Annotated in this window: 21 protein-coding genes; 8 read left to right on the forward strand and 13 right to left on the reverse strand. The window is 72.2% G+C overall.

Going from position 1 to position 22,557, the window contains the following annotated elements:
* From ABZV00_RS08905 to ABZV00_RS08920, 4 genes are all read right to left on the reverse strand, one after another.
* On the reverse strand, nt 1-867 hold the full coding sequence (locus ABZV00_RS08905; protein ID WP_355603246.1) for an ABC transporter permease: 867 nt from the start codon (nt 865-867) through the stop codon (nt 1-3).
* The gene (locus tag ABZV00_RS08910) at nt 860-1,789 is read right to left on the reverse strand and encodes an ABC transporter ATP-binding protein (protein WP_355603249.1); all 930 of its coding nucleotides are present in this window, start codon (nt 1,787-1,789) and stop codon (nt 860-862) included. Before ABZV00_RS08910 ends, ABZV00_RS08905 begins: the two co-directional genes overlap by 8 nt.
* The gene (locus ABZV00_RS08915) at nt 1,786-2,817 is read right to left on the reverse strand and encodes an ABC transporter substrate-binding protein (protein ID WP_355603251.1); all 1,032 of its coding nucleotides are present in this window, start codon (nt 2,815-2,817) and stop codon (nt 1,786-1,788) included. Before ABZV00_RS08915 ends, ABZV00_RS08910 begins: the two co-directional genes overlap by 4 nt.
* Nucleotides 2,818-2,948: 131 nt before the next feature.
* Nucleotides 2,949-3,026, reverse strand: a complete 78-nt coding sequence (locus ABZV00_RS08920; RefSeq protein WP_349881247.1) for a putative leader peptide — start codon at nt 3,024-3,026, stop codon at nt 2,949-2,951.
* 248 nt (nt 3,027-3,274) lie between these two features.
* On the opposite strand from ABZV00_RS08920, the gene ABZV00_RS08925 reads away from it, so the two are divergent.
* Nucleotides 3,275-3,454: a DUF4236 domain-containing protein gene (locus tag ABZV00_RS08925; RefSeq protein WP_053653605.1), complete on the forward strand. Its 180-nt coding sequence runs from the start codon at nt 3,275-3,277 to the stop codon at nt 3,452-3,454.
* A 94-nt stretch (nt 3,455-3,548) separates the two neighbouring features.
* Here ABZV00_RS08925 and ABZV00_RS08930 read toward each other — a convergent pair whose 3' ends face one another.
* Both ABZV00_RS08930 and ABZV00_RS08935 read right to left on the reverse strand, forming a co-directional pair.
* The gene (locus ABZV00_RS08930; RefSeq protein WP_355603253.1) at nt 3,549-4,442 is read right to left on the reverse strand and encodes a hypothetical protein; all 894 of its coding nucleotides are present in this window, start codon (nt 4,440-4,442) and stop codon (nt 3,549-3,551) included.
* 24 nt (nt 4,443-4,466) lie between these two features.
* Nucleotides 4,467-4,988 (reverse strand): VOC family protein, encoded by a 522-nt coding sequence (locus ABZV00_RS08935; protein WP_252416419.1) that lies wholly within the window; start codon nt 4,986-4,988, stop codon nt 4,467-4,469.
* Between the two features lie 49 nt (nt 4,989-5,037).
* Here ABZV00_RS08935 and ABZV00_RS08940 point away from each other — a divergent pair, with 49 nt between their 5' ends.
* Nucleotides 5,038-5,499: a MarR family transcriptional regulator gene (locus ABZV00_RS08940; protein ID WP_355603708.1), complete on the forward strand. Its 462-nt coding sequence runs from the start codon at nt 5,038-5,040 to the stop codon at nt 5,497-5,499.
* A 57-nt stretch (nt 5,500-5,556) separates the two neighbouring features.
* Nucleotides 5,557-7,383 (forward strand): tetratricopeptide repeat protein, encoded by a 1,827-nt coding sequence (locus ABZV00_RS08945; protein ID WP_355603255.1) that lies wholly within the window; start codon nt 5,557-5,559, stop codon nt 7,381-7,383.
* A gap of 31 nt (nt 7,384-7,414) precedes the next feature.
* Here ABZV00_RS08945 and ABZV00_RS08950 read toward each other — a convergent pair whose 3' ends face one another.
* Together ABZV00_RS08950 and ABZV00_RS08955 are read right to left on the reverse strand one after the other, a co-directional pair.
* On the reverse strand, nt 7,415-8,776 hold the full coding sequence (locus ABZV00_RS08950; protein WP_355603711.1) for an ATP-binding protein: 1,362 nt from the start codon (nt 8,774-8,776) through the stop codon (nt 7,415-7,417).
* Between the two features lie 191 nt (nt 8,777-8,967).
* Entirely contained in the window at nt 8,968-9,624 is a 657-nt protein-coding gene (locus ABZV00_RS08955; protein WP_328425171.1) for a response regulator transcription factor, read from the reverse strand.
* A 96-nt stretch (nt 9,625-9,720) separates the two neighbouring features.
* On the opposite strand from ABZV00_RS08955, the gene ABZV00_RS08960 reads away from it, so the two are divergent.
* Complete coding sequence (locus tag ABZV00_RS08960) at nt 9,721-10,845, forward strand: sigma-E factor regulatory protein RseB domain-containing protein (protein WP_355603258.1); 1,125 nt, start codon at nt 9,721-9,723, stop codon at nt 10,843-10,845.
* A gap of 139 nt (nt 10,846-10,984) precedes the next feature.
* Here the strand turns inward: ABZV00_RS08960 and ABZV00_RS08965 are convergent, their stop codons facing one another.
* Nucleotides 10,985-11,620: an SGNH/GDSL hydrolase family protein gene (locus tag ABZV00_RS08965; RefSeq protein WP_355603261.1), complete on the reverse strand. Its 636-nt coding sequence runs from the start codon at nt 11,618-11,620 to the stop codon at nt 10,985-10,987.
* A 223-nt stretch (nt 11,621-11,843) separates the two neighbouring features.
* Here ABZV00_RS08965 and ABZV00_RS08970 point away from each other — a divergent pair, with 223 nt between their 5' ends.
* Complete coding sequence (locus tag ABZV00_RS08970) at nt 11,844-14,063, forward strand: ATP-binding domain-containing protein (protein WP_355603713.1); 2,220 nt, start codon at nt 11,844-11,846, stop codon at nt 14,061-14,063.
* A gap of 70 nt (nt 14,064-14,133) precedes the next feature.
* Here the strand turns inward: ABZV00_RS08970 and ABZV00_RS08975 are convergent, their stop codons facing one another.
* Nucleotides 14,134-14,556 carry a hypothetical protein gene (locus ABZV00_RS08975; protein ID WP_328425165.1) on the reverse strand — a complete coding sequence of 141 codons (423 nt, stop codon included), beginning with the start codon at nt 14,554-14,556 and terminating at the stop codon, nt 14,134-14,136.
* 191 nt (nt 14,557-14,747) lie between these two features.
* On the opposite strand from ABZV00_RS08975, the gene ABZV00_RS08980 reads away from it, so the two are divergent.
* The gene (locus ABZV00_RS08980; RefSeq protein ID WP_355603264.1) at nt 14,748-16,790 is read left to right on the forward strand and encodes a glycerophosphodiester phosphodiesterase family protein; all 2,043 of its coding nucleotides are present in this window, start codon (nt 14,748-14,750) and stop codon (nt 16,788-16,790) included.
* 177 nt (nt 16,791-16,967) lie between these two features.
* Nucleotides 16,968-17,339: a hypothetical protein gene (locus ABZV00_RS08985; protein ID WP_328425161.1), complete on the forward strand. Its 372-nt coding sequence runs from the start codon at nt 16,968-16,970 to the stop codon at nt 17,337-17,339.
* A gap of 65 nt (nt 17,340-17,404) precedes the next feature.
* On the opposite strand, the gene ABZV00_RS08990 is transcribed toward ABZV00_RS08985, so the two are convergent.
* Nucleotides 17,405-18,361 (reverse strand): sporulation protein, encoded by a 957-nt coding sequence (locus ABZV00_RS08990; protein ID WP_355603267.1) that lies wholly within the window; start codon nt 18,359-18,361, stop codon nt 17,405-17,407.
* Between the two features lie 971 nt (nt 18,362-19,332).
* Here ABZV00_RS08990 and ABZV00_RS08995 point away from each other — a divergent pair.
* A complete protein-coding gene (locus tag ABZV00_RS08995; protein ID WP_328425157.1) occupies nt 19,333-19,551 on the forward strand; it encodes a hypothetical protein in 219 nt (72 codons plus the stop codon).
* 24 nt (nt 19,552-19,575) lie between these two features.
* Here ABZV00_RS08995 and ABZV00_RS09000 read toward each other — a convergent pair whose 3' ends face one another.
* Together ABZV00_RS09000 and ABZV00_RS09005 are read right to left on the reverse strand one after the other, a co-directional pair.
* On the reverse strand, nt 19,576-20,352 hold the full coding sequence (locus ABZV00_RS09000) for a DeoR/GlpR family DNA-binding transcription regulator (RefSeq protein ID WP_355603270.1): 777 nt from the start codon (nt 20,350-20,352) through the stop codon (nt 19,576-19,578).
* Between the two features lie 36 nt (nt 20,353-20,388).
* Nucleotides 20,389-22,392, reverse strand: coding sequence for a beta-galactosidase (locus ABZV00_RS09005; protein ID WP_355603273.1), 2,004 nt, complete (start codon nt 22,390-22,392; stop codon nt 20,389-20,391).
* Between the last annotated feature and the right edge of the window lie 165 nt (nt 22,393-22,557).

Below are 22,557 nucleotides of genomic sequence, written 5' to 3' on the forward strand. Positions count from 1 at the left end.
CTATCCGGCGGAGACGTCGACGCGCCAGGTGGAGAAGCGGCGTTCCAGGGCGACGAGGAGCTGGTTGACGACCAGACCGATGGCGGAGATCGTGATGATCCCGGAGTACATGTCGGGGATCGCGAAGTTGTACTGCGCGTAGTTGATGAGGTAGCCGAGGCCGGCCTTCGCGCCGACCATCTCGGCCGCGACCAGCACCAGGATCGAGTACGCCCCGGCCAGCCGGATGCCGGTGAAGATGGTCGGCACCGCAGCCGGCAGGATCACCTTCTGGAACAGCCGCAGGTGGTTGAGCCCCATCGAGCGGGCCGACCGAATCAGCAGCGGGTCGACGCCCTTCACCCCGGCGATGGTGTTCAGCAGGATCGGCCAGGAGCAGGCGTACAGCACCAACGCGATCTTGGAGGTCTCCCCCAGGCCGAGGATGAGCACGAAGACCGGTAGCAGCGCCAGCGCGGCGGTGTTGCGGAACACCTCCAGCAGCGGGCTGAGCAGCTCGGCGAGCGGCCGGTACCAGCCGATCAGCAGCCCGAGCGGGATGGCGGTGAGCACGGCCAGGCCGAGCCCGGCCAGCGACCGGGTCAGGCTCGCCCCGACGTGCTCGGCGAGCTGCCCGCTGCGCAGCAGCTCCCACCAGGCCACCAGCACCTCGGACAGCGGGGGCAGGAAGACCCGGTCCACCAGCCCGAGCCGGGGTGCGCCCTCCCAGATCGCGGCCAGCGCGGCAATCGCGACGGTGCGGTGCAGCACCCTCCCGCCCGCGCCGAGCAGCCGACCGGCCAGGCCGGGCGGGGCGGGATCGGCCGCCGCGCCGGGCACGGCGGGTGGCGCCTCCAGCCGGGTTGGACGTTCGGCGATGTCAACCAACGCGGGCCTCCTCGGTACGGGTCGCCGCCGGCGCCGCACGCTGCGCGTCGGCTCCGGCCACGGCAGGGGTACGACCACCGGCTGCTCCGGTGTGGGCGGTGCGGCTGGCGGCGGCGCCTTCGGCGGCCTGGGCGGCGCGCACCTCGTCGCGTAGCAGCGTCCAGATCTGGTGCCGGTGGTGGCGGAACGCGTCGGTGGAGCGGACGTCCTCGACGGCGTCCCGGTCGCCGAGGTCGATGTCGATGACCTCCTTGACCCGCCCGGGCCGGGATGTCAGCACCGCCACCCGCTGGCCGAGGTGCACGGCCTCGTCGATGCCGTGGGTGATGAACACGATGGTCTTGCCGGTGCGGGCCCAGATCCGCACCAGTTCGTCCTGCAACGAGTCGCGGGTCTGCGCGTCCAGCGCGGCGAACGGCTCGTCCATCAGCAGCACGTCCGGGTCATAGGCGAGGCTGCGGGCGATGGCGACGCGCTGCTTCATTCCGCCGGACAGCTCGTGCGGGTAGCGGTCGGCGAAGCCGCGCAGGCCCACCAGGTCCAGGTGGTGGTCGATCAGGTCGGCGCGTTCGGCCCGGGGCACCCCCTTGGCCTCCAGCCCGAACGCGACGTTGCCGGCGGCGGTGCGCCAGGGCAGCAGCGCGTACTGCTGGAAGACGATGCCCCGGTCCAGGCCGGGGCCGGTGACCGGGCGGCCATCGACCAGCACCTGCCCGCCGGTCGGCTCGGTGAGCCCGCCGAGCAGGTCGAGCAGGGTGGACTTGCCGCAGCCGCTGGGGCCGACGACGACCAGGAACTCGCCGGGGCGTACCCCGAGGGTCACCCGGTCCAGCGCGGTGACCGCGCCCGCAGCGCCACGCCGGGTGGCGCGGACCGGGAAGGTCTTGCTCACCTGGTCGAAGAGGATCTTGTCGGTGCTCACGCGCCGCCCCCGTCCACGAAGGGGTTGAACCGGTTGGTGTAGATGTCGGCGGGCTTCGGCCGGTCGCCCTTGAGCTCGCCCTCGGCGGCGAGCCAGTCGATCCAGGTGCCGAACTCCTGCTCGCCGATCACCCCGCCGCGACCGGCGACGCCGCTGCTCTTCCAGTACGCGACCAGCGACGGGTCCTCGTTGCGGCCACGCTTGGCGATGATGTCCCGCATCCGGGCGACCACGGTCTCCCGCGGCTGGGTGCGAGCCCACTCGATGGCCTTGCCGACCCCGGTGACGAACGCCTTGACGGTGTCCGGGTTGCGCTTGATGAAGTCGTCACGGAAGACGTAGGTGCCGGCGCTGAACGCACCGAGCAGTTCGTGGTCGGTGAAGACGGTACGGATGCCGCCACTGGCGATCGCCTTGTCCCGGATCACCCCGCCGAGCACCGCGACGTCGATCTGCTTCTGGCGCAGCGACTGTTCGGTGTTGACCGGCGGCAGGGCGACCAGCTCGACCTGCTTGATCTCGGCCGGGGTGAGCCCGCCGCGCGCGAGCCAGGTCTTCAGCACCGCCTCGGCGTGCGCGCCGAGGGTGTTCATGCCGACCTTCTTGCCGATCAGGTCGCGGGGGCCGCGGATCGGGCTGTCGTCGAGGACGTAGTAGCCCTGGAAGCTCTGGGCGTCGGAGCCGTAGTAGCTGACCACGGCGGTGATCGGGGCGTTGGCGGCGGCGAGCTTGACGATGGCGCCGTTGAACGCGCCGCCGAAGTCGCTCTGCCCGGTGGCGGTGGCCTGGATGTCCTGCGGGCCGCCGGTGACGTTGCCGATCCAGTTGAGCCGGACGTCGCCGAGGTAGCCGAGGTCGGCGGCGAGTTCGGGGAGGGTGACCTGGCCGACCGAGCCCTGGTAGCGCAGCTCGGTGGCCTGTCCGGCGCCGGCCTCGGCGTCGCCACCGCAGCCGGCGGTGCTGGTGACCAGGGCCAGTACGGCGGCGGTGGCGAGGGTACGCAGGACGGCACGACGGGGTGGGGACATGAGGAGTCTCCTGATCTGTCCACGATGGGAGCGCAGGACGCCCAGGTGATGGGCGCGAAGGCACGCTGCTCCGCGTTGAGCGCGGGCGGTGGGAGTGCGGTGCTGGAGCCGAGCCGGATGAACCGGTCAGCTCAACAGAGCGCGCTCGCGTGCCGGACCAGGTCGACGTGCACGCGAGCGGTGAGGAGAAGCTCATCCCGCTGCGACATGACCCCATGCTGCCGGCGGTGGGATCGACCGGTCAACGGTCTTCCAGAAGGTGAGATTTATGTCCCTGACTATGTTACGAGCCGCCTCCACCAGCGTTTACCGCCCGGCAACATCTATCTGTTGGATAGAGATTTGTGGTGCGTGCGGTCCACTGTCCAGACCGGACCCGTAGAGGGTTTCGGAAGTCGCCGGTTCGGGCATGTTCGATCTCGACACGGCAGGGAACGGTGACGAAGGGAGTCCTCCGATGGGCCTCATGTTTCGCAAGCGCAAGAAGTACGGTCCGATCATCCTGAACTTCACCGAGAACGGTTTCTCCTCCTGGAGCATCAAGATCGGGCGCTGGTCCTGGAACTCGAAGGCCAAGGCGCACCGGGTCGACCTGCCGGGTCCGCTGTCCTGGAAGCAGGACAAGTCCCGGTCGTAGCATCCCGGGAGTCGAGCGGGGTGCCGGTGAATCACCGGCACCCCGCTCGGCGTCTGTGGGCAGGGGAACGCCGTCCGGCGCTGTCCGCCCGCACTCAACCCCGCACAGTGATGATCTCGTCGCCGGCCAGTCGGCCGGCCTCGCGTTCCCGGCGCACGTCGCCCGCCTCGAGCAGGGCGGCGAGCGCCCGGTTGGCGTCGGCGGCCCGGTAGACGGTGGTGGTGAGGGTGTGCCGGCGTAGTTCGGTGACCGGTCGCGACCCGCCCCGGCGCAGCTCGGCCAGCAGCTCCCGGGCCAGCGCCTCGGGGTCGGGATCGCCGGCCACGTCGACCGGCGCCCCCGCCGGGTCGGCCGGGTCGCGGTAGCGCACGTCGAGATCCGCGCCGATCGCCCAGAGCGCGTCGCGGACCGCCTCCAGGCTCCGGTCCGAGCGGCTGCCGAACGCGATCACGCCGGCCGCCTCGTCGCCCGGGAGCACCGGCACCACCTCGGCGACCAGCGGGAAGCCGGCAGCGATGAGGGCGTCGCGGGCGCCGCTCCCGGCGTGCAGCAGCACCTCGCCAGCGCGGCCGTTGCTCGTGGCGGTGAGCAACTCCGGAGTCGCGGCGCCGGGCAGGTCCACGAAGGAGAACAGCGGAGAGCCGGCCGCGCCGGCCGCCTTCACCGCGACCGGCAGCCGGTCCGGAACACCGGGCAGTAGGTGGACGGTGACCTCGGCGGGCAACTCCGCCTCGACCGGGCCGAGCCGGGCCGGCAGGTCAGCCGCCCCGTCGGCCAGCACCAGCACGGTCACCCGCCGGCCCCGCACCTGGTCGGCGTGCCCGGCGATCACCCGCAGCGCGGCCTCCGCGCCGCCGCCCTCGTCGGCGCCCGCCCACGCCAGGGCGACGGTGGCCCGCCGGGAGCGTTGCAGGGCCGCGGGCAGCCAGGTCGTCAACTGGCGGACCAGCAGCTCGCGAAGGAAGTCGGTGGTCCGGTTGGTCGGCATCGGTCCGTTCTACCGTATGGCCGGTCAGGCCGGGACGGAGATCCCCACCCCGCCCCGGGTCTGCCCGCCGTAGCGCTGCCGCTCGGCGGCCAGGTCGAGCCGGCCGATCCGCTTGCGCGCGGCCAGCGCGGCGTCGTCGAGCCGGTCGGCCGGGACCAGCCAGACGATCTCGAACTCCAGGCCGTCCGGGTCCTGCCCGTAGAGGCTCTTGGTGGTGCCGTGGTCGGAGGTGCCGACCAGCGCGCCGGCGGCGGTGAGCCGCTCGGCGGTGGCGGCCAGCTCGTCGAGGGTGTCCACCTCCCAGGCCAGGTGGTACAGCCCGACGGTGGCCCGGCCGGCGGTCGACCGTCCGGCGCCAGCGCCGATCTCGAACAGGCCGAGGTCGTGATCGTTGGTCGAGTCGGGGGCCTGGAGGAAGGTGGCGCCCCGGAAGCCGTCCGGAGTCATCGCCACCGGGCGGAAGCCCAGCACGTCGCGGTAGAAGGCGACGCTGCGGGCGAGGTCACTGACGTAGAGGACCGCGTGGTTGAGCCGGTGGATACCCATGACCCCAGGCTAGCGCGGTTTAGTTGAGCGTTCAACTATCTCGGGTATGATGGCGGTCATGACCCGCTGGCTGGACTCCGACGAGCAGCGCACCTGGCGGGCGTACCTCACCGCCTCACGGGCGCTGATGGACACGCTCGACCGCGAGCTGCAACGCGACGCCGGCATGCCGCACGCCTACTACGAGATCCTGGTCCGGCTCTCCGAGGCCCCCGACCGCCAGCTGCGGATGAGCGATCTGGCCGAGGTGACCGGATCGTCGCGCAGCCGCCTTTCGCACGCCGTGGCCCGGCTGGAGTCGGCCGGCTGGGTGCGCCGCGAGGAGTGCCCCACGGACCGGCGCGGGCAGGTCGCGCTGCTCACCGACGCCGGTTTCGCCACCCTCGCCGCCGCCGCACCCGGCCACGTCGAGGGGGTACGCCGACATCTGTTCGACGCGTTGAGCCCGGCCCAGGTCGACCAGCTACGCCGGATCAGCGAGACACTGGCCGAGCACCTGACCGGATCCTGACCGATCGACACCGGCGCGGGACTTGTACTTACCGTCGTCAAATGAGCACGATGGGGCGTGTCCTCCGGCTTCGGCGAACTGACTGATCAGGCGCACCACCTCGTGTCCGCCGGTGACCTGGCCGGCGCGCAGCGGCTGCTCTCCGACGCGCTCACCGACGCCGACCCCCGCCCGGCCAACGCCAGCCCCGATCTGGCCGAGGCGGCCAGCCTCCAGGCGCGGGTGCTGGTCGCCCTCGGCGAGCCGCACTCCGCGCGGGGCTGGGCCGCCTTCGCGTACGCGGCCACCAACCGACTGCACGGCCGCACCGACCCCCGCACGGTGGCCGCCGCGGCGACCCTGGCCGCGGTGCTGCACCGGGTCGGCAGCCACTCCCGTGCCGCTCGGCTCTACCAGGAAGTCATCATCGAGCTGACGGCGCAGGACGGCCCCGAGTCGCTGCGGGTGCTCGCCGCCCATGCCGACCTGGCCACCGTCGAGTACGCCCGCGGCCAGTGCACGGTGGCCCGCGACCGGCTCCAGGACGCCTGGGAGCTGCACCGCGAGGTGTACGGCGACGGCCATCCCAGCGGCATCAAGATGCTGGCCCGGCTCGGCGCGATGCAGCGAGACTGTGGGCAGTTCGCCGAGGCACACGACAATCTGGCGCTGGCCCGTGAGCTGTGCCGGCAGCACCTGGCCGCCAACGACCCGCTGGCCTTGCAGGTGGCGGCACTGGCCCGCGCGGCGGCCAACCCCGACCACGTGTGCGCCGACGACCCGCCGACTGCCCCGGACACCCCGGCGGTGCCGGCCGCCCGCACCCCGCCGCACAGCGACGGGCGGGTCGGGTCCGGCTACCACCCGCCGGAGCCCTCGCCGCACCACTCCGGCCCGGCGTCCACCGACGCTGCCGTTACCGGCGGTGGGGCCGCGGCCGGCGGCGGCGCCCTTGCCGGCGGCGCGGCGGCCGGAGGCGCGGCGGCCGGAGGCGCGGCGGCCGGAGGCGGACCCGTGGCCAGCGGCGGTGCGGCGGCCGGCGGCGGGGCCGTCGCGGGCGGCGGTGCGGTGCCGAATCCCCGTGTGCCGGCCGACGAACCCGGTGGGCCGGCGGGCTCATGGTGGCCACCCGGTCCGACCAACGAGTCCACGCCCCACCCCACCGACCCGCCGGTGCCCCCGTCGGTGGTCGGCCTCGCCGGCGGCGAGGAAGAGGCGTCGGGGGTGTACCGGCTGCACCGACCCGGCGCGCCGTCCGAGCCGGGTCCGCCGACCGAGCCGTACACGTCGACCGAGCCGTACACATCGGCCGAGCCGTACACGCCGTCCCAGTCGTACAGGCCGGTCGAGCCGTACACGCCGTCCCGATTGCTGCCGGTGCCCGTCCACCGGGCACCACCGCCGCAGCGCAACCGGCTGGTGCCGGTGCTGGTGGGCGGCGTGGTCGTGGTCCTGCTGGGCGCCGCAGCGGTGATCGCCGGGGTGGCCCGGGTAGGCGACCGGGACGACCAGGCGCCCACTCCGGACACCGGCTCCCCCAGTGCCGGCCCGACCGGTACGGGCGCACCGGCCAGCTCCACACCGGCCACCACCAGCGCGACTCCGCCCGGCGCGGCGCCGCCCGCAGCCGCACCCGGCACCCCACCGGGCACGGTGGCCCTGCGCGACAACCGGGACAACATCGCCCTGTCCTGGACCTACCCGGCCGGCGGCGAGGGGCCGGTGGTCGTCTCCGGCGGTCGGGTCGGTCAGGGCAAGAGCCCGTTCGCCACGCTGCCCGCCGGCGCCACCAGCTTCGTGGTCTACGCGCTGAGCCGCACCAACGACTACTGCTTCACGGTGGCCGTCGTCTGGTCCACCGACACCATCGCCAGCGCCGACGAGGTCTGTACCCGCCGCCGCTGAGCATGGTGAGCCGGAGCGTGGTGGCGGCCCGTCACGGGGTGTCGGCGGTCGGCTCGGTTGGCAACGCCGGCAGCAGCAGGCAGACCCGTAGCCCGCGCTGGTTGTCGGCGTCCGTCAGCGTGATGCTGCCACCGGCGCGGCGGACCAGCTCCCACACGATGGCCAGGCCCAGGCCAGCCCCGCCGTCGTCACGCGCCCGCCCGTCGTCCACCCGGGTGAACCGGCCGAAGACCCGACCCCGGTCGGCCACCGGAATCCCCGGGCCGTCGTCAGTCACCGTCACCAGGTGGTACGCCGCCTCCCGGTGTTGCACCGACGTCGCCTCGGCCGCGAGCAGGACGCTGCCCTGCGCGTGCCGGACCGCGTTGTCGACCAGGTTGGCCAGCACCCGGCGCAGCTCGTCGGCGTTCCCGGCGGTCCACAGCGGGCCGGGTGGCGGCACCACCCGCACCGGCGGCGACGGATACCGGGCGGCGACCTCGCTCAGCAGGGCTCCCAGCTCCACCGGCCCGGTCCCCCGGGCCGGTGGCGTCTCGTCCAGGCGAGCCAGCAGCAGCAGGTCGTCGACCAGCCGACTCAGCCGGTCGGTGTCGGCGAGCAGGTTGGCGGTCACCGCCGTCCAGTCCGTTCGACCGGCGAGGCGCTGAGCCACCTCCAGCTCGGTCCGGATGTTGGTCAGCGGGCTGCGCAGCTCGTGCGCCGCATCGGAGACGAACGCCCGCTGCCGAACCCGGGCGGACTCCAACCGGTCCAGCATCCCGTTGAGGGTGACCGCCAACCGGTGGATCTCGTCGGCTGAGGCGGGTACCGGCAGTCGGCCGGTCCCGGCCCGCCCGGTGATCTCCTCGGCGCCCTGGCGCAACGCCTCCACCGGCCGCAGGGTCGCGCCCACCACCCGCCAGGCCACCCCGGCCAGCACCGCCAGCAGCAGCGGGAACGCCACCAGCAGGATGGTGCGGACCACGTGCATGCTGTGCCGTACGTCGGCCATCGAACGGGCGACCAGCACGGTCAGCGGGTCGGCTGCGGTCCCGGCGGGAACGGTGACCACCCGGACCGGGCCGGCGAGACCGACCCGCTCCGCCGACACCTCCAGCCGCTGCCGGCGGTCGCGCTCCAACCGCTCCGGGCGGACCATCGGTACCAGCCGGTCGGCGTCGATCGAGGCGGCCCGGACCCGCCCCTGCGCGTCGACCACCTGGACGCGGACTTGCCCGCCGGCCACCGGCAGTGGATCGGGCAACGCGTCCTCGGCGGCGAGCAGAGCGACCGCGTCGGCGGTCCGGAACGCCTCGGTGTCCACGGTGCGCTGGAGGACGAAGCCGAGCGCCCCGAGCAGCACCACCCCGCCGAGGGCCAGCCCGACGGTGAGGCCGAACGCCCCGATCGCCATGAGCCGGGCCCGCAGCCCGAGCACCGGCAGCCGGCCGCGCCAAGGCCTGCCGGCAGTCGTCGGGCCCGCGGCGGTCGGGGGGCCCGCGGGCGTCGGGGGGCCGGCGGAAGTCGTCGGGCCGGCGGCGGGCGGCGGGGTGTTCGCGGGAGTGGGCGACACACCGGCGGTCAGGTCGGCCGGCACGTCGGTGCTCACGTCGCCAACCGGTAGCCGGCGCCCCGGACGGTCTCCAGCCGGTCCCGGCCGAGCTTGCGACGCAGGTATCCGACATACACCTCGACCGCGTTCGGTGCGGTCTCCAGGCTCGCGTCCCAGACGTGGTCCAGCAGCTCGATCTTGGAGACGACCTGACCGGGTCGGCGCATGAGGTAGTCCAGCAGCGCGAACTCCCGCGCGGTCAGCGCCACCTCCGCGTCTGCCCGGGTGACCCGCCGCCGGGCCGGGTCAAGCCGGAGGTCGCCGACCGCGAGCACCGCCGGGCGTTCCGGCGCGCCCCGGCGCAGCAGCGCCCGCAGGCGAGCCAGCAGCACGACGTACGAGAAGGGCTTGGTGAGGTAGTCGTCGGCGCCACAGTCCAGGCCGTCGGCCTGGTCGTACTCGCCGTCCTTGGCGGAGAGCATCAGCACCGGCAGCCAGTGCTGCTCGGCGCGCAGCCGCCGGACCAGCTCGTAGCCGGAGAGGCCGGGCAGCATCACGTCGAGGATCATCGCGTCGTACCCGCCGTGTCGGGCGGCGTCCAAGCCGGCCGGGCCGGTCGCCGCCACATCCACCGCGAACCCCTCCGCCTGTAGGCCGCGTTGTAGGGCAGCCGCCAACCGGGCCTCGTCCTCCACCACCAGCAACCGCACGACTCAAGGGTGCCACCCGGGTCAATTGAGACGGATCTGCGTCCTCAGCACGTTCACAGCGGCGACCGGGCAGGATGGTCGCAGGAGGTGCCCACCATGTCCGTTCTGAGAAGTCGTCCCGTCCTGCGCTGGTTGGTCCCGGCGACCGCCGCCGTCGCCGTCATCGGTGGCGGCGCGGCGATCGGCACGTTCGCCGCCGAGGCCGAGCCGAGCCTGCCGCCGCGTACCGCCGCCCAGCTCCTGGTCGATCTGCAGACCTCCCGGCTGGAGGGGTTGTCCGGCACCGTCGTGCAGCGCGCCGACCTCGGCCTGCCGCCGCTGGTCGGGCTGGTCCCCGGCAACGACCTGACCACCCTGCTGACCGGCACGCACACCCTGCGGGTCTGGTACTCCGGGCCGGAGCAGCAGCGGGTCGCGCTGCTGGACACGCTCGGCGAGCAGGACGTGATCCGCAACGGTCGGGACCTGTGGACGTGGCAGAGCCGCAGCAACACCGCCAGCCACCGCACGCTCGGCGCCGATGCGGGCAAGCCCGCACCGGAGACCGACCCGAGCCTGCCGGCCACCCCGCAGCAGGCCGCCGACCTGGCCCTGGGCGCGATCGACCCGACCACCGAGGTCAGCGTCGGCCGGTCGGCCACCGTCGCCGGCCGGGACGCGTACGAGCTGGTGCTCCAGCCGCGCGACAAGGACTCGCTGGTGCACCAACTGCGGATCGCCATCGACGCCAAGCAGCACGTGCCGCTGCGCTTCGAGGTGCTCGCCAAGGGCAGCGACCAGCCGGCGTTCGAGGTGGCCTTCACCCAGGTCGACTACCAGCGCCCCGACGCCGACCAGTTCACCTTCAACCCGCCGCCCGGGGTGACCGTCACCGAGGAGACGGCCGAGCCGTCGGCCGCGGGCCGACCCGCCCACTCCGCGCCGGCCGGTGATCCACAGGTCAAGGCGGTTGGCGCCGGCTGGACGACCGTGCTGGTCGCCCGCCTCGACGAAGCGACCGGCGGCAAGCCGGCCGGTGACAAGCCTGCAGGTGACAAGCCGGCCGGCTCACCCGACGTGGACATGTCGAAGCTGCTCGGCGGGCTCACGGCGGTCAGCGGTGACTGGGGCAGCGGTCGGCTGCTCAGCGGGAAGCTCTTCAGCGTGCTGCTCACCGACGATGGCCGGGTACTCGCTGGCGCGGTGACGCCGGAGCGGCTCTACCAGGTCGCCCGCGGCTGATCCAGCGGTGTTCGCGCCGGGTCGACCTTGCGGTCGGCCCGGCGCGTCTTCGTCTACGGCCCCGCCGCGCCCGGCCCATTGGTGTCCGGCGTCGCCGCGCACGGCCGAGCGACGCGCGCCGGCGTCGACAGTGCTTGAGTCAGGCGCTGACGGTCGCGCCGAGAGCGGTGAGGAACGCGTCGGCGAGCACCGCATGGCCGGGCAGGTGGGGGTGCACCCGGTCGTCGGCCCAGCGCTTCGCCGGACTGACCGCCAGCACCCGGTCGAACGCCGCCTGGGTGGGCACGTGCACCGCGTTGAACTCGGCGGCCAGCGCGGCCACCACCGCGGCGTACCGGTCGGTGTCGGCGCGCTGCGGTTCGCTGCGGTCGGCCTCGATCAGGAACGGGTCGCCGAGGATCAGCCGGCAGCCGGTGGCGTCCACCGCCTGGCGGAGCAGGTCACGCAGGGTGCGCTCGTACTCGTCGATCGGGACGGCCTCGTCCGGCCGGTCGCCGTAGCGCCGCCAGATGTCGTTGATGCCGATCATCACGGAGAGCCAGTCGGGGCACTCGGCGATCGCGTCGCCCGCCCAGCGGGCGGCGAGGTGCCGGACGGTGTCTCCGCTCACACCCCGGTTGACCCACTCCAGCTCCAACTCGGGGTGGCGGGCGCTGACGAGGGCGCGGACGAGGCTGACGTAGCCCTCGCCGTACGGCGCGGCGGCGCCCTGCCGGCCGCAGTCGGTGATGCTGTCGCCGATGAAGACCACCCGTTGCCCGGTCCGCAGGATCATCCGCCGCCACCTCACGATCACCGGGCGCGCCCGCCCGTCCGGCTTGGTCCGAGCCGGCGAGACGCGCTATCTTCAACAGTTCGAGGGCACAAAAAAGAACGGCTTAAAAGCCGTTCCTGCAAAGGATTCTAATCTTTAGGGAGACGGCTTGTCAAGGCACTCCGGCGGTTCCGGCGAATTGCCGCTCGACGACGAGATCGGCCGCGAGCAGGAGTACGTCTCGATGCTCTACGACCGGCTGGACGGGCTGCGTGAGCAGGCCGCCTCCCGGCTCACCGACGAGCTGCGCAGCACCGGCGGCACCCGCCAGGACCGCTCCCAGCGGGACAGCTCGGTAGCGATGTACGCCGACCAGGTCGAGCAGTTCTCCGCCGTGGAGGACGGGCTCTGTTTCGGGCGTCTCGACGGCGACGACGACTCCCGCCGCTACATCGGCCGGATCGGCATCTTCGACACCACCGGCGACTACGACCCGTTGCTGATGGACTGGCGAGCTCCCGCCGCCCGCCCGTTCTATCTCGCCACCGCCGCCAACCCGCAGGGCGTCCGCCGCCGCCGGCACCTGCGTACCCGTCAGCGCAAGGTGACCGGGCTCAACGACGAGGTGCTCGACATCGACACCGCCGCTCCGAACGCCCACGAAGAGCTGACCGGCGAGGCCTCGCTGCTCGCCGCGCTCAACGCCGGTCGGACCGGCCGGATGCGCGACATCGTGGAGACCATCCAGGCCGAGCAGGACCGGATCATCCGCGCCGATCTGCCGGGGGTGATGGTGGTCCAGGGCGGCCCGGGCACCGGCAAGACGGCGGTCGCGCTGCACCGGGCGGCGTACCTGCTCTACACACACCGGCGGGAGCTGTCCAGCCGGGGCGTCCTGCTGGTCGGCCCGAACGCGACCTTCCTGCGCTACATCTCCCAGGTGCTGCCCACGCTGGCCGAGACCGGCGTGCTGCTGCGTACCCAGGGCAACCTCTTCCCCGGGGTCAGTGCGCAACGGACCGAGCCGGCCGAGACCGCCGCGCTCAAGGGCCGAGCGATGCTGGCCGAGGTGCTGGCGCTGGCCGTACAGGACCGGCAGTGGGTGCCGAACGAGCCGCTGGAGATCGAGGTGGAGCGGGAGGCGCTGACCCTCGACCCGGAGACCGTGGGCGCTGCCCGGGACCGGGTGCGCCGCGCCGACCGGCCGCACAACCTGGCCCGGGCGCTGTTCGACGTGGAGATCGTGCACGCGCTCGCCGACCAGGTGGCCGAACGGATCGGCGCCGACCCGCTGGGCGGGGACAACCTGCTCGACGAGGCCGACCGGGCCGAGATCCGCCGGGAGTTGCGAGACGAACCGGAGATCCGGGCCACCCTCGACCGGCTCTGGCCGGTGCTCACCCCGCAGCGCCTGCTCGCCGACCTGTACGCCGACCCGGACCGGATCGCCACCGCCGCCCCGATGCTCACCGACGCGGAGCGGGCCCTGCTGCACCGCGAGCCGGGTGGCTGGACACCGGCCGACGTGCCGCTGCTGGACGAGGCCGCCGAGCTGCTCGGCGAGGACGAGCGCGCCGCCGCCGCCCGGCGGAATCGCATCCGCATGATGGAACGGGAGTACGCCGAGGGCGTGCTGGAGATCGCCCGGGGTTCCCGCTCGATCGACGTCGAGGACGAGGCCGAGGGCGGTGAGATCCTCGGCGTGATCGACCTGATCGACGCGGATCGGCTGCTGGAGCGGCAGGAGGAGGCCGATCGCCTGACCACCGCGCAGCGCGCCGCTGCCGACCGGAAGTGGGCGTTCGGTCACGTCATCGTGGACGAGGCGCAGGAGCTGTCGCCGATGGCGTGGCGGCTGCTGATGCGCCGCTGCCCGAGCCGGTCGATGACGATCGTCGGGGACGTGGCGCAGACCGGTGCGCTCACCGGCACGCCCTCCTGGGCGGACGCCCTCGCCCCGTACGTGGCGCAGCGATGGCGGTTGACCGAGCTGACGGTCAGCTACCGCACCCCCGCCGAGATCATGGCGGTCGCGGCCGACGTACTGGCGGAGATCGACCCGGCGCTGCGGCCGCCGCGCTCGGTGCGCGAGAGCGGCGTACCGCCGTGGGACCGGGCGGTGCCCGACGAGCAGTTGGCGGCGGAGTTGGTGGCGGCGGCCACCCGGGAGGCGGCGGGGCTGGCCGACGGCCGGCTCGGCGTGATCGTGCCGGCCGGCCGGGTGGACGTGCTGGGGGCGACGGTGACCGCCGCGCTGCCGGAAGCCGCCATCGGCGAGCATCCGGAGCTGGAGAGCCGGGTGGTGGTGCTGACCGTCGCGCAGGCCAAGGGGCTGGAGTTCGACTCGGTGCTGGTGGTCGACCCGGACCGGATGGTGGCCGAGTCACCGCGCGGGCGCAGCGACCTGTATGTCGCGCTCACCCGCGCCACCCAACGCCTGGGCATCCTGCGCCCCACCCGCTGACCGGCGTCCGCCCGCCGCCCCCACCGATCCGTCGATCGGCGGGGGCGGCTGGCACGCTCGCGCTCCGCGGTCAGTCTCGGGATCTGTCCCTGATGGACTTGGCTGGGCCGATGGCGGAGGTGGACTGGTCGCTGGTGTTGCCGCCGTCCGCCGGGGTGCTCAGGCCTCCGGTGGTGGCGTCGCCGGTGGTGGTCGGCGCCACCGTGCCCCGGTGCCGCTCCGGCTGCCGCGCGACCCGACGCACGCTCGCCGGGCCGGCGGTGCCGCCGGTGGTGGTCACCGCGCCCTGCCCCCGGGTGGGACCGCCGTCCCGCAGCACGTTCGGGTCGACCGGCTGGTGCGCCGGGTCGTACGGGTCCTCGTCCTGGATCACCCGCTCCACATCCGTGCGGGGCAGCGTCACCTCGTCGACGGCGCCCTTGCCGTACACACCGCCGGCGATCCGGTCCTCGGCCCGGCGAGCGGCGTCCTGTCGCATGTCGTCCTCACGCACGTCCATCACCTCGCAGAAGCTGTGGAACTGACTGCGTGCCCGGCCACCGGCCGACCAAACCCGCCGTGACCGGGAGGTCGTCCACCCCGGTTCACCGTCGCGCCGCCCGCCAGCCGCCCACAGGTCTTTCCCGGTGTCCATGCTGTCCGGCGACCGGTGGGAGACGCCCGCCGGCAGGAGGGGATGACAGCGTGCGCAGAGTACGCCGTACCGCCATCGCGGCCCTGGTGGCCGCGACGGTGACGACCGGGCTCGCGGTGCCCGTCCAGGCGAAGCCGCGACCGGACCGGACATTCGACGTGCAGGCCCACCGCGGCGGCCTCGGGCTGCGGGTGGAGAACACCCTCGCCTCCTTCGGCAACGCCCTCCAGCTCGGGGTGAGCACCCTCGAACTGGACGTGCAGATCACCGAGGACGGCCAGGCCGTGGTCACCCACGACCGGAAGGTCACCGGCACCAAGTGCGTCGACACCGCTCCGGTGACCGTCGGCGACCCGGAGTTCCCGTACGTCGGGAAGTACGTCAACACGCTCACCCTGGCCCAGGTGCGCACTCTCGACTGCGGTTCGAAGACCCTGTCGGACAAGCCCGGTCAGCTCGCCGTGCCGGGTGCCCGGATGCCGTTGCTGCGTGAGGTGTTCGCGCTGGTCAACCGTTACCGGGCGAAGGGCGTGACGCTCAACGTCGAGACCAAGGTGGAGGCCGGCGCGCCGACCGAGACCGCGCCGCGTGAGCAGTTCGTGCGGGTCACCGCGGCCGAGATCCGCGCGGCCGGGCTGCTCAAGCAGGTCACCATCCAGAGCTTCGACTGGGGCGCGCTGATGCGGATGCGCCAGGTCGAGCCGAAGCTGCCGCTGGTCGCGCTGACCAACTACGACTTCCTGCAGACCGGCCAGCCGGGCGTTTCGCCGTGGCTCGGCGGGCTGGACATCGACGACTTCGGCGGTGACCCGATCCGGGCGATCCGCAGCTTCGGCGCCAGCGCCTTCTCGCCGGTGCACGGCTTCCCGCAGAACGGCACGGTCACCGACCCCGGCTACAAGCCGTACGTGACGAAGGCGATGGTCGCCGAGGCGCACCGGTACGGGATCAAGGTGATCCCGTGGACGATCGACGACGTGCCGACCATGGCCAAGCTGATCGACGACGGCGTGGACGGCATCATCACCGACTACCCGGACCGGCTGCGCGGCCTGCTGGCGCAGCGCGGCTACCGGCTGCCGAAGGCGTACGCAGCGCCGTTCGACATCCAGGCGCACCGCGGCGGTCGGGCCACCCGGCCGGAGAACACCCTGCCGGCCTTCGCCAACGCACTGGCCAACCGGGCCATCTCCACGCTGGAACTGGACACCGGCGTGACGGCCGACGGCAAGCTCGTCGTGCTGCACGACCGCACCGTCAACGGTTCGCACTGCGTCGACACCGCGCCGGTACGCCCCGGCGACCGGCAGTTCCCGTACGTGGGCAAGCCGGTGCACCAGCTGACCCTGGCGCAGCTCAAGACCGTGGACTGCGGCACGAAGACGCTGCCCGAGCTGCCCGCTCAGGTGCCCGCGCCGGGTGCCCGGATCCCCACCCTGGACGAGGTCTTCGCCCTGGTGAAGGCGAGTGGGCGCAACGACATCGGCATGAACATCGAGACGAAGATCAGCCCGGTGGTGAACGACACCGAGCCGTACCGCAGCTTCACCCGCAAGTTGGTCGAGGCGATCCAGCGGGCCGGCTTCACCAGCCGGGCCACCATCCAGTCGTTCGACTGGCGCACCATCACCTACGCGCGGCAGCTCGACCACCGGATCGGCACGGTCGGCCTGGTCTGGCAGTACGGCCCGGCCGAGTGCGCCACCCTCGCCGACGAGTGCTCGCTGGAGGCCGTGTACGGCGACCCGTCGGTGCGGAGCCCGTGGACCGGTGGGCTGGACTGGTGGAAGTACCAGGACCTGGGCAAGCTGACCCGGGCCGCGGGCGCCGGCACGGTGTCGGCGAACTGGCAGGTGCACGACCCGCGCCAGGGAACGGTCGCCTCGGCTGACTGGTACCTGCGGGAGAACCCGGCGTACTTCCACGGACCGGACGTGCGGACCCTTCAGACGCGTTACGACCTGAAGGTGATCCCGTACACCGTCGACGACGCGCGGGTGATGCAGCGGGTCATCGACCTCGGTGTCGACGGCATGATCACCGACGACCCGGACCTGTTGGTGAGCGTGGCAGTGCGCAACGGCCTGCGCTGACGCGCTGACCACCCGAACGCCGGCCGGCTTTTCCGGCCGGCGTTCGGTGTTACCTGCTCAGGGGCCTCGGGTAGTCGGGGGGTGTCCCCGCCACGAACGCGAACCCTGCCGTGGCCGAAACGCGGTAGCGGGGCGAGGGAATGCAGGTACGACTCATCGCATCCTGAGGAGGACCAGATGAGCACGCAGGCTGCTTCCACCAGGCCGATGAACCGGCCGATGTCGGACGTGCAGAATCCGGCGTCGATGCAGACCCAGCAGATGCCGGTCATGACTGACGGGCACCGGGAACAGATGCCGTCGCCGGGTACGGAGACCAAGCAGGCGTTCCTGACGACGGAATTCTGGATCTACGCCGCTGCGGTCGCAGTCGTCGTGATCGCCGCGTTCTGGCGGGGTTCCGCCACCAACGGGCTGAACATCAACAACCCGAACCAGGCGTGGTGGTTCCTGACCATCCTGACCGGTGGTTACCTGGTCAGCCGTGGTCTGTCGAAGGCCGGATCCGCACGCCGGTCCGGCAAGGAGCGGAGCAACAGGCGGCGCTAACGCACCATGAGACGAGACGGTGGCCTCCGGGAGAATCTCCCGGAGGCCACCGTCGCATCTGGCGACTACTCGTCGAATCCGCCGAAGTCCTCACCGGCGTCACCCTCGAAGGCGTCCTCGATCATCTCGCCGGCGATCATGCCGCCCGCGACGCCGAGTGCCGCGCCGGCCACCATGCCGCCCATTCCCATCCCGCGCCCCCGGCCGTGCCCGTGACCCGGCCCGAAGCCCTGGGTACGCAGGTTGCCGTAGCGGGAGGTGGTCTCGCGCAGCCAGCCGTCGACGACCTGCGCCCAGTCCACCCGGTCGACGTCGGCGTGCGACACCTGGTAGCGGCCGAACGCGTCGTGCCCGGCGCTGAGGAAGCCACCCCGCTTGTCGCACTCCAGGATCACCTCGACCCCGCGCTGGCTGGTCACGAAGGTCAGCTCGACCTCCCTGATCGTGCTGGAGTACTGCGGCGAGGCGAAGAACTCGATCTCCTGGTAGAACGGCAGCGTCTGCTGCACGCCCCGGATGTGGCCGCGCTCCAGGTCAGCGTGCTTGAACCGGAAGCCGAGCCGCTGGAACGCCTCCAGGATCCGCTCGTGCACCGGAAGCGGGTGCACCGCCACCTGGTCCAGGTCGCTCTTGTCCACGGCGCGGGCCACGGCCAGCTCGGTGCGCAGGCCCATCGTCATGCCGTGCAGGCGCTGGCCGTACACGTCGGTGATCGGGGTTTCCCACGGAACCGGAAGCTGGAACGGGATCGAGACCTGCTGCTTGGGCGCGAGCTGGAGGGGGCCGCTGACGGCCATCCGGTGGAACTCCATGGTGCCCGCGTACTCCGTGTCATGGCCCTCGACCTCGACCCGGGTGACCAGGCCGATCACGACCTGCTCGATCGCCGCCGGGCTGTCACCGCCGACGAGGTTGACCTGCCCGTCGAGGGTCAGGCCGGGCCGGGTGTTGGGGTTGGTCAGCACGGTGTCCACGCTGGGACCGCCCACACCGAACGCGCTCAACATCTTCTTGAAGACCATCGGAAACTCCTGTGCGACAGCCGACCGCTCCAGGATGGAGTCGGACGTTGACTCGCAGGCACTTTATCCAGCAGCCCTGTGAGGTGCCTGTGAAGTGCAGGTGGCCGCCACCCTGTGTCGCCACGCAGGCGCGGTACGTCGCGTCAGCGACTCGCAGGCCGAGCAGCGCCACCCGGCGCACCGGGGCCTTGGCTGGAAGCCGAGCAGGAGCGCCACCCCGACGACGATGCTCGTCACCAGGTTGCGCGCCACGCTCGCCATGATGTGGCCCACCAGCACCGCCGACCGGAGACGCCGGCTTCGCCTCGACCGACGACCCGGAGGCCGACCGGGACTGGTTATACCAGTTCGGCCTACAGCGGATCCTCGACGGCATCCAGGTCCTGATCGACCAGCGCCTCTCCCAGGAGAGCTGAAGACCCTCGCACTCCCCCGAGCGCAGCCGCCCTGCCCCGGTCGGCCCCTGTCGAGCTGCCCCAGATATGGGGCGAGCGGCGCGATCGGCCCGCCTCACCGGAGCTGAGCCGCTTGATCGACTCGATCTCGCCGATATCGCGGCTCGCTGGGGATTACCGCAATATCGGCGGAAGGGCAGATGATCAAGGGGCTGCGCCGGTTCGTGGGTCTCCGGCCAACCCCGCACCCCTGAATCGAGCCCTCCGGGCGGTCCCCGCCCCATTTCTGGGGCAGCTCTACAGGGCTTGAAAGGTGTGCACTGCCGTCAGAAACCGCGTCCCCGATGACGCAAACTTCCTGGCCAACACCCTCGAAACAGTTGCCAGGCATGGGCCACATCGGAGTACGGGGCTGGCATCTTGAAGAGCCAGAAGGTTCCGTCCAAGCCGGCGTGCAGCCCGAGTGCAAGCGGTCAGGAATCGAGAAGCCCTGGTCGACGAGCCGCGGTTAGCGTGACCGCCATCGACATCCCACCCGGCACATCGCCGGGTTGCGCGTCCTCAAAGGAGGCTTCCTTGAACTCAAACCGGTGGGTGCGACAGATTCACCGTTGGCTGGCCATCGCCTTCACGGTGACCGTCATCGTCACCTTCGTCGCCCTGGCACAGGACGAGCCTGTCGTCTGGGTGTCCTACGTGCCGCTGTTTCCCCTCGCCCTGCTCCTGTTCACCGGTCTGTACCTGTTCGCGCTGCCGTACCTCCTCAAACGACGGCAAGCTGGGCGGCCGGACTGACGCTCCGGTCGGAGCGTCAGGCCGTCAGTCGGCCTCGACGAGGATCAGCTCGCCGACCTGCTCGCCGATCGCCGTACGCGCCTCCGCTGGCAACCCGACGTCGGTGATCAGCACGTCGGCGGCCTCCAGCGGGGCGATGGTGGCGATCCCGATGGTCTCCCACTTGGTGTGGTCGGCGAGCACCACCAGTCGGCGGGCAGCGCCGATCAGGCAGCGGTTGACCCCGGCCTCCAGCAGGTTCGGCGTGGTGAATCCGGTCCGTGGGCTGAGCCCGTGCACGCCGAGGAAGAGCAGGTCGACGTTGAGCGCGCTGATCGCCGCCTCGGCCACCGGCCCGGTCAGCGCGTCCGACGGCGTACGGATGCCGCCGGTGAGCACCACCGTCTGGTCGGCGCGCGGATTCTGGTAGAGCGCGTCGGCCACCGGGATCGAGTTCGTCACCACCGTCAGCCCTCGTACGTCGGAGAGCAGCGTGGCCAGCGCGGCGGTGGTGGTGCCGGCGGAGAGCGCGATGGCCATCCCCGGCTCCACCATGGTCGCCGCCCGTTCGGCGATGGCCCGCTTCTCCGCCTGCTGGCGGATCGACTTCGCGGCGAAGCCGGGCTCCTCGGCGGAGCCCGGCCCGGCCAGCGTCGCGCCGCCGTGCACCTTGTCCACCAGCCCGCGCTCGGCCAGCACCTCCAGGTCACGCCGGATCGTCATGTCGGACACGCCGAACCGGCTGACCAGGTGGCTCACCCGTACGCCACCACGCTGACGGATCAGATCGAGGATGGCGGTCTGCCGCTGCTGGGCGAGCACCTGGGGAACCTCCTTCGCACCGACGCTGTCGCCGGATCAGGCTGGGTCGGCGGCCCGGTCCTCGCGGACCACGGCCACCTCGCCGGCCGGCACCGTCAGCTCACCGGCACACCGCACTCCGGTCAACAGCTCGGTGCCGGTCGCCGTGAGTCGTACCTCGGCCTCGGTGTGGTTGATCGCGAACAGCCAGCTTCGCTCGCCGTCGCGACGCCGCACCACCTCGACGTCGGTCGGCGCCTGCGCCGCCGGGCGGACTCCGGCTTCGTCGAGCAGGCGGGCGACCAGCCGGTCGGTGGCCGGTTCGTCCAGCCGGGTGCCGACGTACCAGGCGGTGCCCGCGCCGACCGAATGCCGGGTGAGCGCCGGTACGCCCGGCAACGGCCCGTCGGCGTACGAGGCGAGCACCTCGGCGCCCTCGGCGTGCAGCCACTCGGTCCACACGTCGGCCGTGCTGCCGTCGTCCAGCCGGACACTCTCCCCCTCGCGCAGCGGGAAGAACTCCTCGGTCCGTACGCCGAGCAGTTCCCGGAAGGCTCCCGGGTAGCCGCCCATCCGGATGTGGTCGTTCTCGTCCACAATGCCGCTGAAGTAGGTGACCGCCGCGGTGCCGCCGGCCTCGACGAACCGGCTCAGCGCGTCGGCGTCGGCGTCGCGGACCAGGTAGAGGGTGGGTGCCAGGACCAGTCGGTAGCCGCTGAGGTCCGCCGACGGGTGGACGATGTCGGCGGTCACGCCGGCCCGCCACAACGCGCCGTAGAGGGCGGCCAACCGGTCGGCGTAGTGGACGTCGACGCTCGGGTGCGAGTCCAGCTCGACGCCCCAGCACGCCTCCCAGTCGAACAGGATGGCCACCTCGGCATCCACCCGACTGCCGCGCACCTCGGCCAGCGCCTTGAGGTCCGCGCCGAGCTGGCAGACCTCGCGGAACACCTTGGTCTCCGGCCCGGCGTGCGGAACCAGCGCGGAGTGGAACTTCTCGGCGCCGGCCCGGGAGGCGCGCCACTGAAAGAACAGCACCCCGTCGGCCCCGCGGGCGACGTGCGCCAGGCTGTTGCGGCGCATCTGCCCCGGTAGCTTGGCCACGTTGCGCGGCTGCCAGTTCACGGCGCTGGTGGAGTGCTCCATCAGCAGCCACGGATCGCCACCGGCGACGCCACGGGTGTGGTCGGCGGAGAGCGCCAACCCGACGTGCGCCTGCGGGTCGGCGGCGGTCAGGTAGTGGTCGTTGGAGACGAGGTCCACGTCGTCGGCCCAGGAGTGGTAGTCCATGTACTTGATCCCGGTGCCGATCATGAAGTTGGTGGTCACCGGCTGGCCGACCAGCGTCTTCAGCAGCTCGCGTTCGGCGCGCAGTTGGGCCCGTTGCTCGTCGGAGGAGAAGCGCAGGAAATCCAGCTGCTGGGTGGGGTTGGCGAAGGTCGGCGCGGTGCGCGGCGGGTTGATTTCGGCCCAGTCGCCGTAGCGCTGGCTCCAGAACGCGGTGCCCCACGCGTCGTTGAGCCGGTCCAGGTCGCCGTAGCGCTCGCGCAGCCAATCGCGGAACGCGTGTGCGCTGACGTCGCAGTAGCAGTGCACGTTGTGGCAGCCCAGTTCGTTGGAGACGTGCCACATCACCACCGCCGGATGTTCGGCGTACCGGCCGGCGACCGCCCGCACCAGCTCCAGCGACCGCTCCCGGAACACCGGGGAGCTGGGGCAGTACGCCTGCCGCCCGCCCGGCCAGAGGATCGCGCCGTCGGCGCGGCGGGGCAGCGTCTCCGGGTACGCACGGGCCAGCCATGGTGGAGGGCTGGCGGTGGCGGTGGCCAGGTCGACCTGGATGCCGCCGTCGTGCAGCAGGTCCAGCACCCGGTCCAGCCAGCCGAACTCGAACCGGTCGGGGGCGGGTTGCAGCAGTGCCCAGGAGAAGATGCCGACGGAGACCAGGTTGACCCCGGCCTGACGCATCAGCTCGACGTCCTCCGACCAGGTCTGCTCGGGCCACTGCTCGGGGTTGTAGTCGCCGCCGAAATAGATGCCGTCACCCTGCCATCGCCGCATGAGAGCTGAGGGTGCACCTGGCAACCCACGGAAGTCAACAGGTTCCAACATCGATTTCTTTTCCAACGTTTACCACGTAACAGCCGTGTCACGACTGAGTTCTGGGAGGCGAATTGCCCTCTTGACAGCGCCCGGCGGACGGGTAGCTTGAGGCCCCAATGGCCG

Origin of the sequence: Micromonospora sp. NPDC005173 (genome assembly GCF_040608515.1) — a bacterium.
Classification (GTDB): Bacteria; Actinomycetota; Actinomycetes; order Mycobacteriales; family Micromonosporaceae; genus Micromonospora.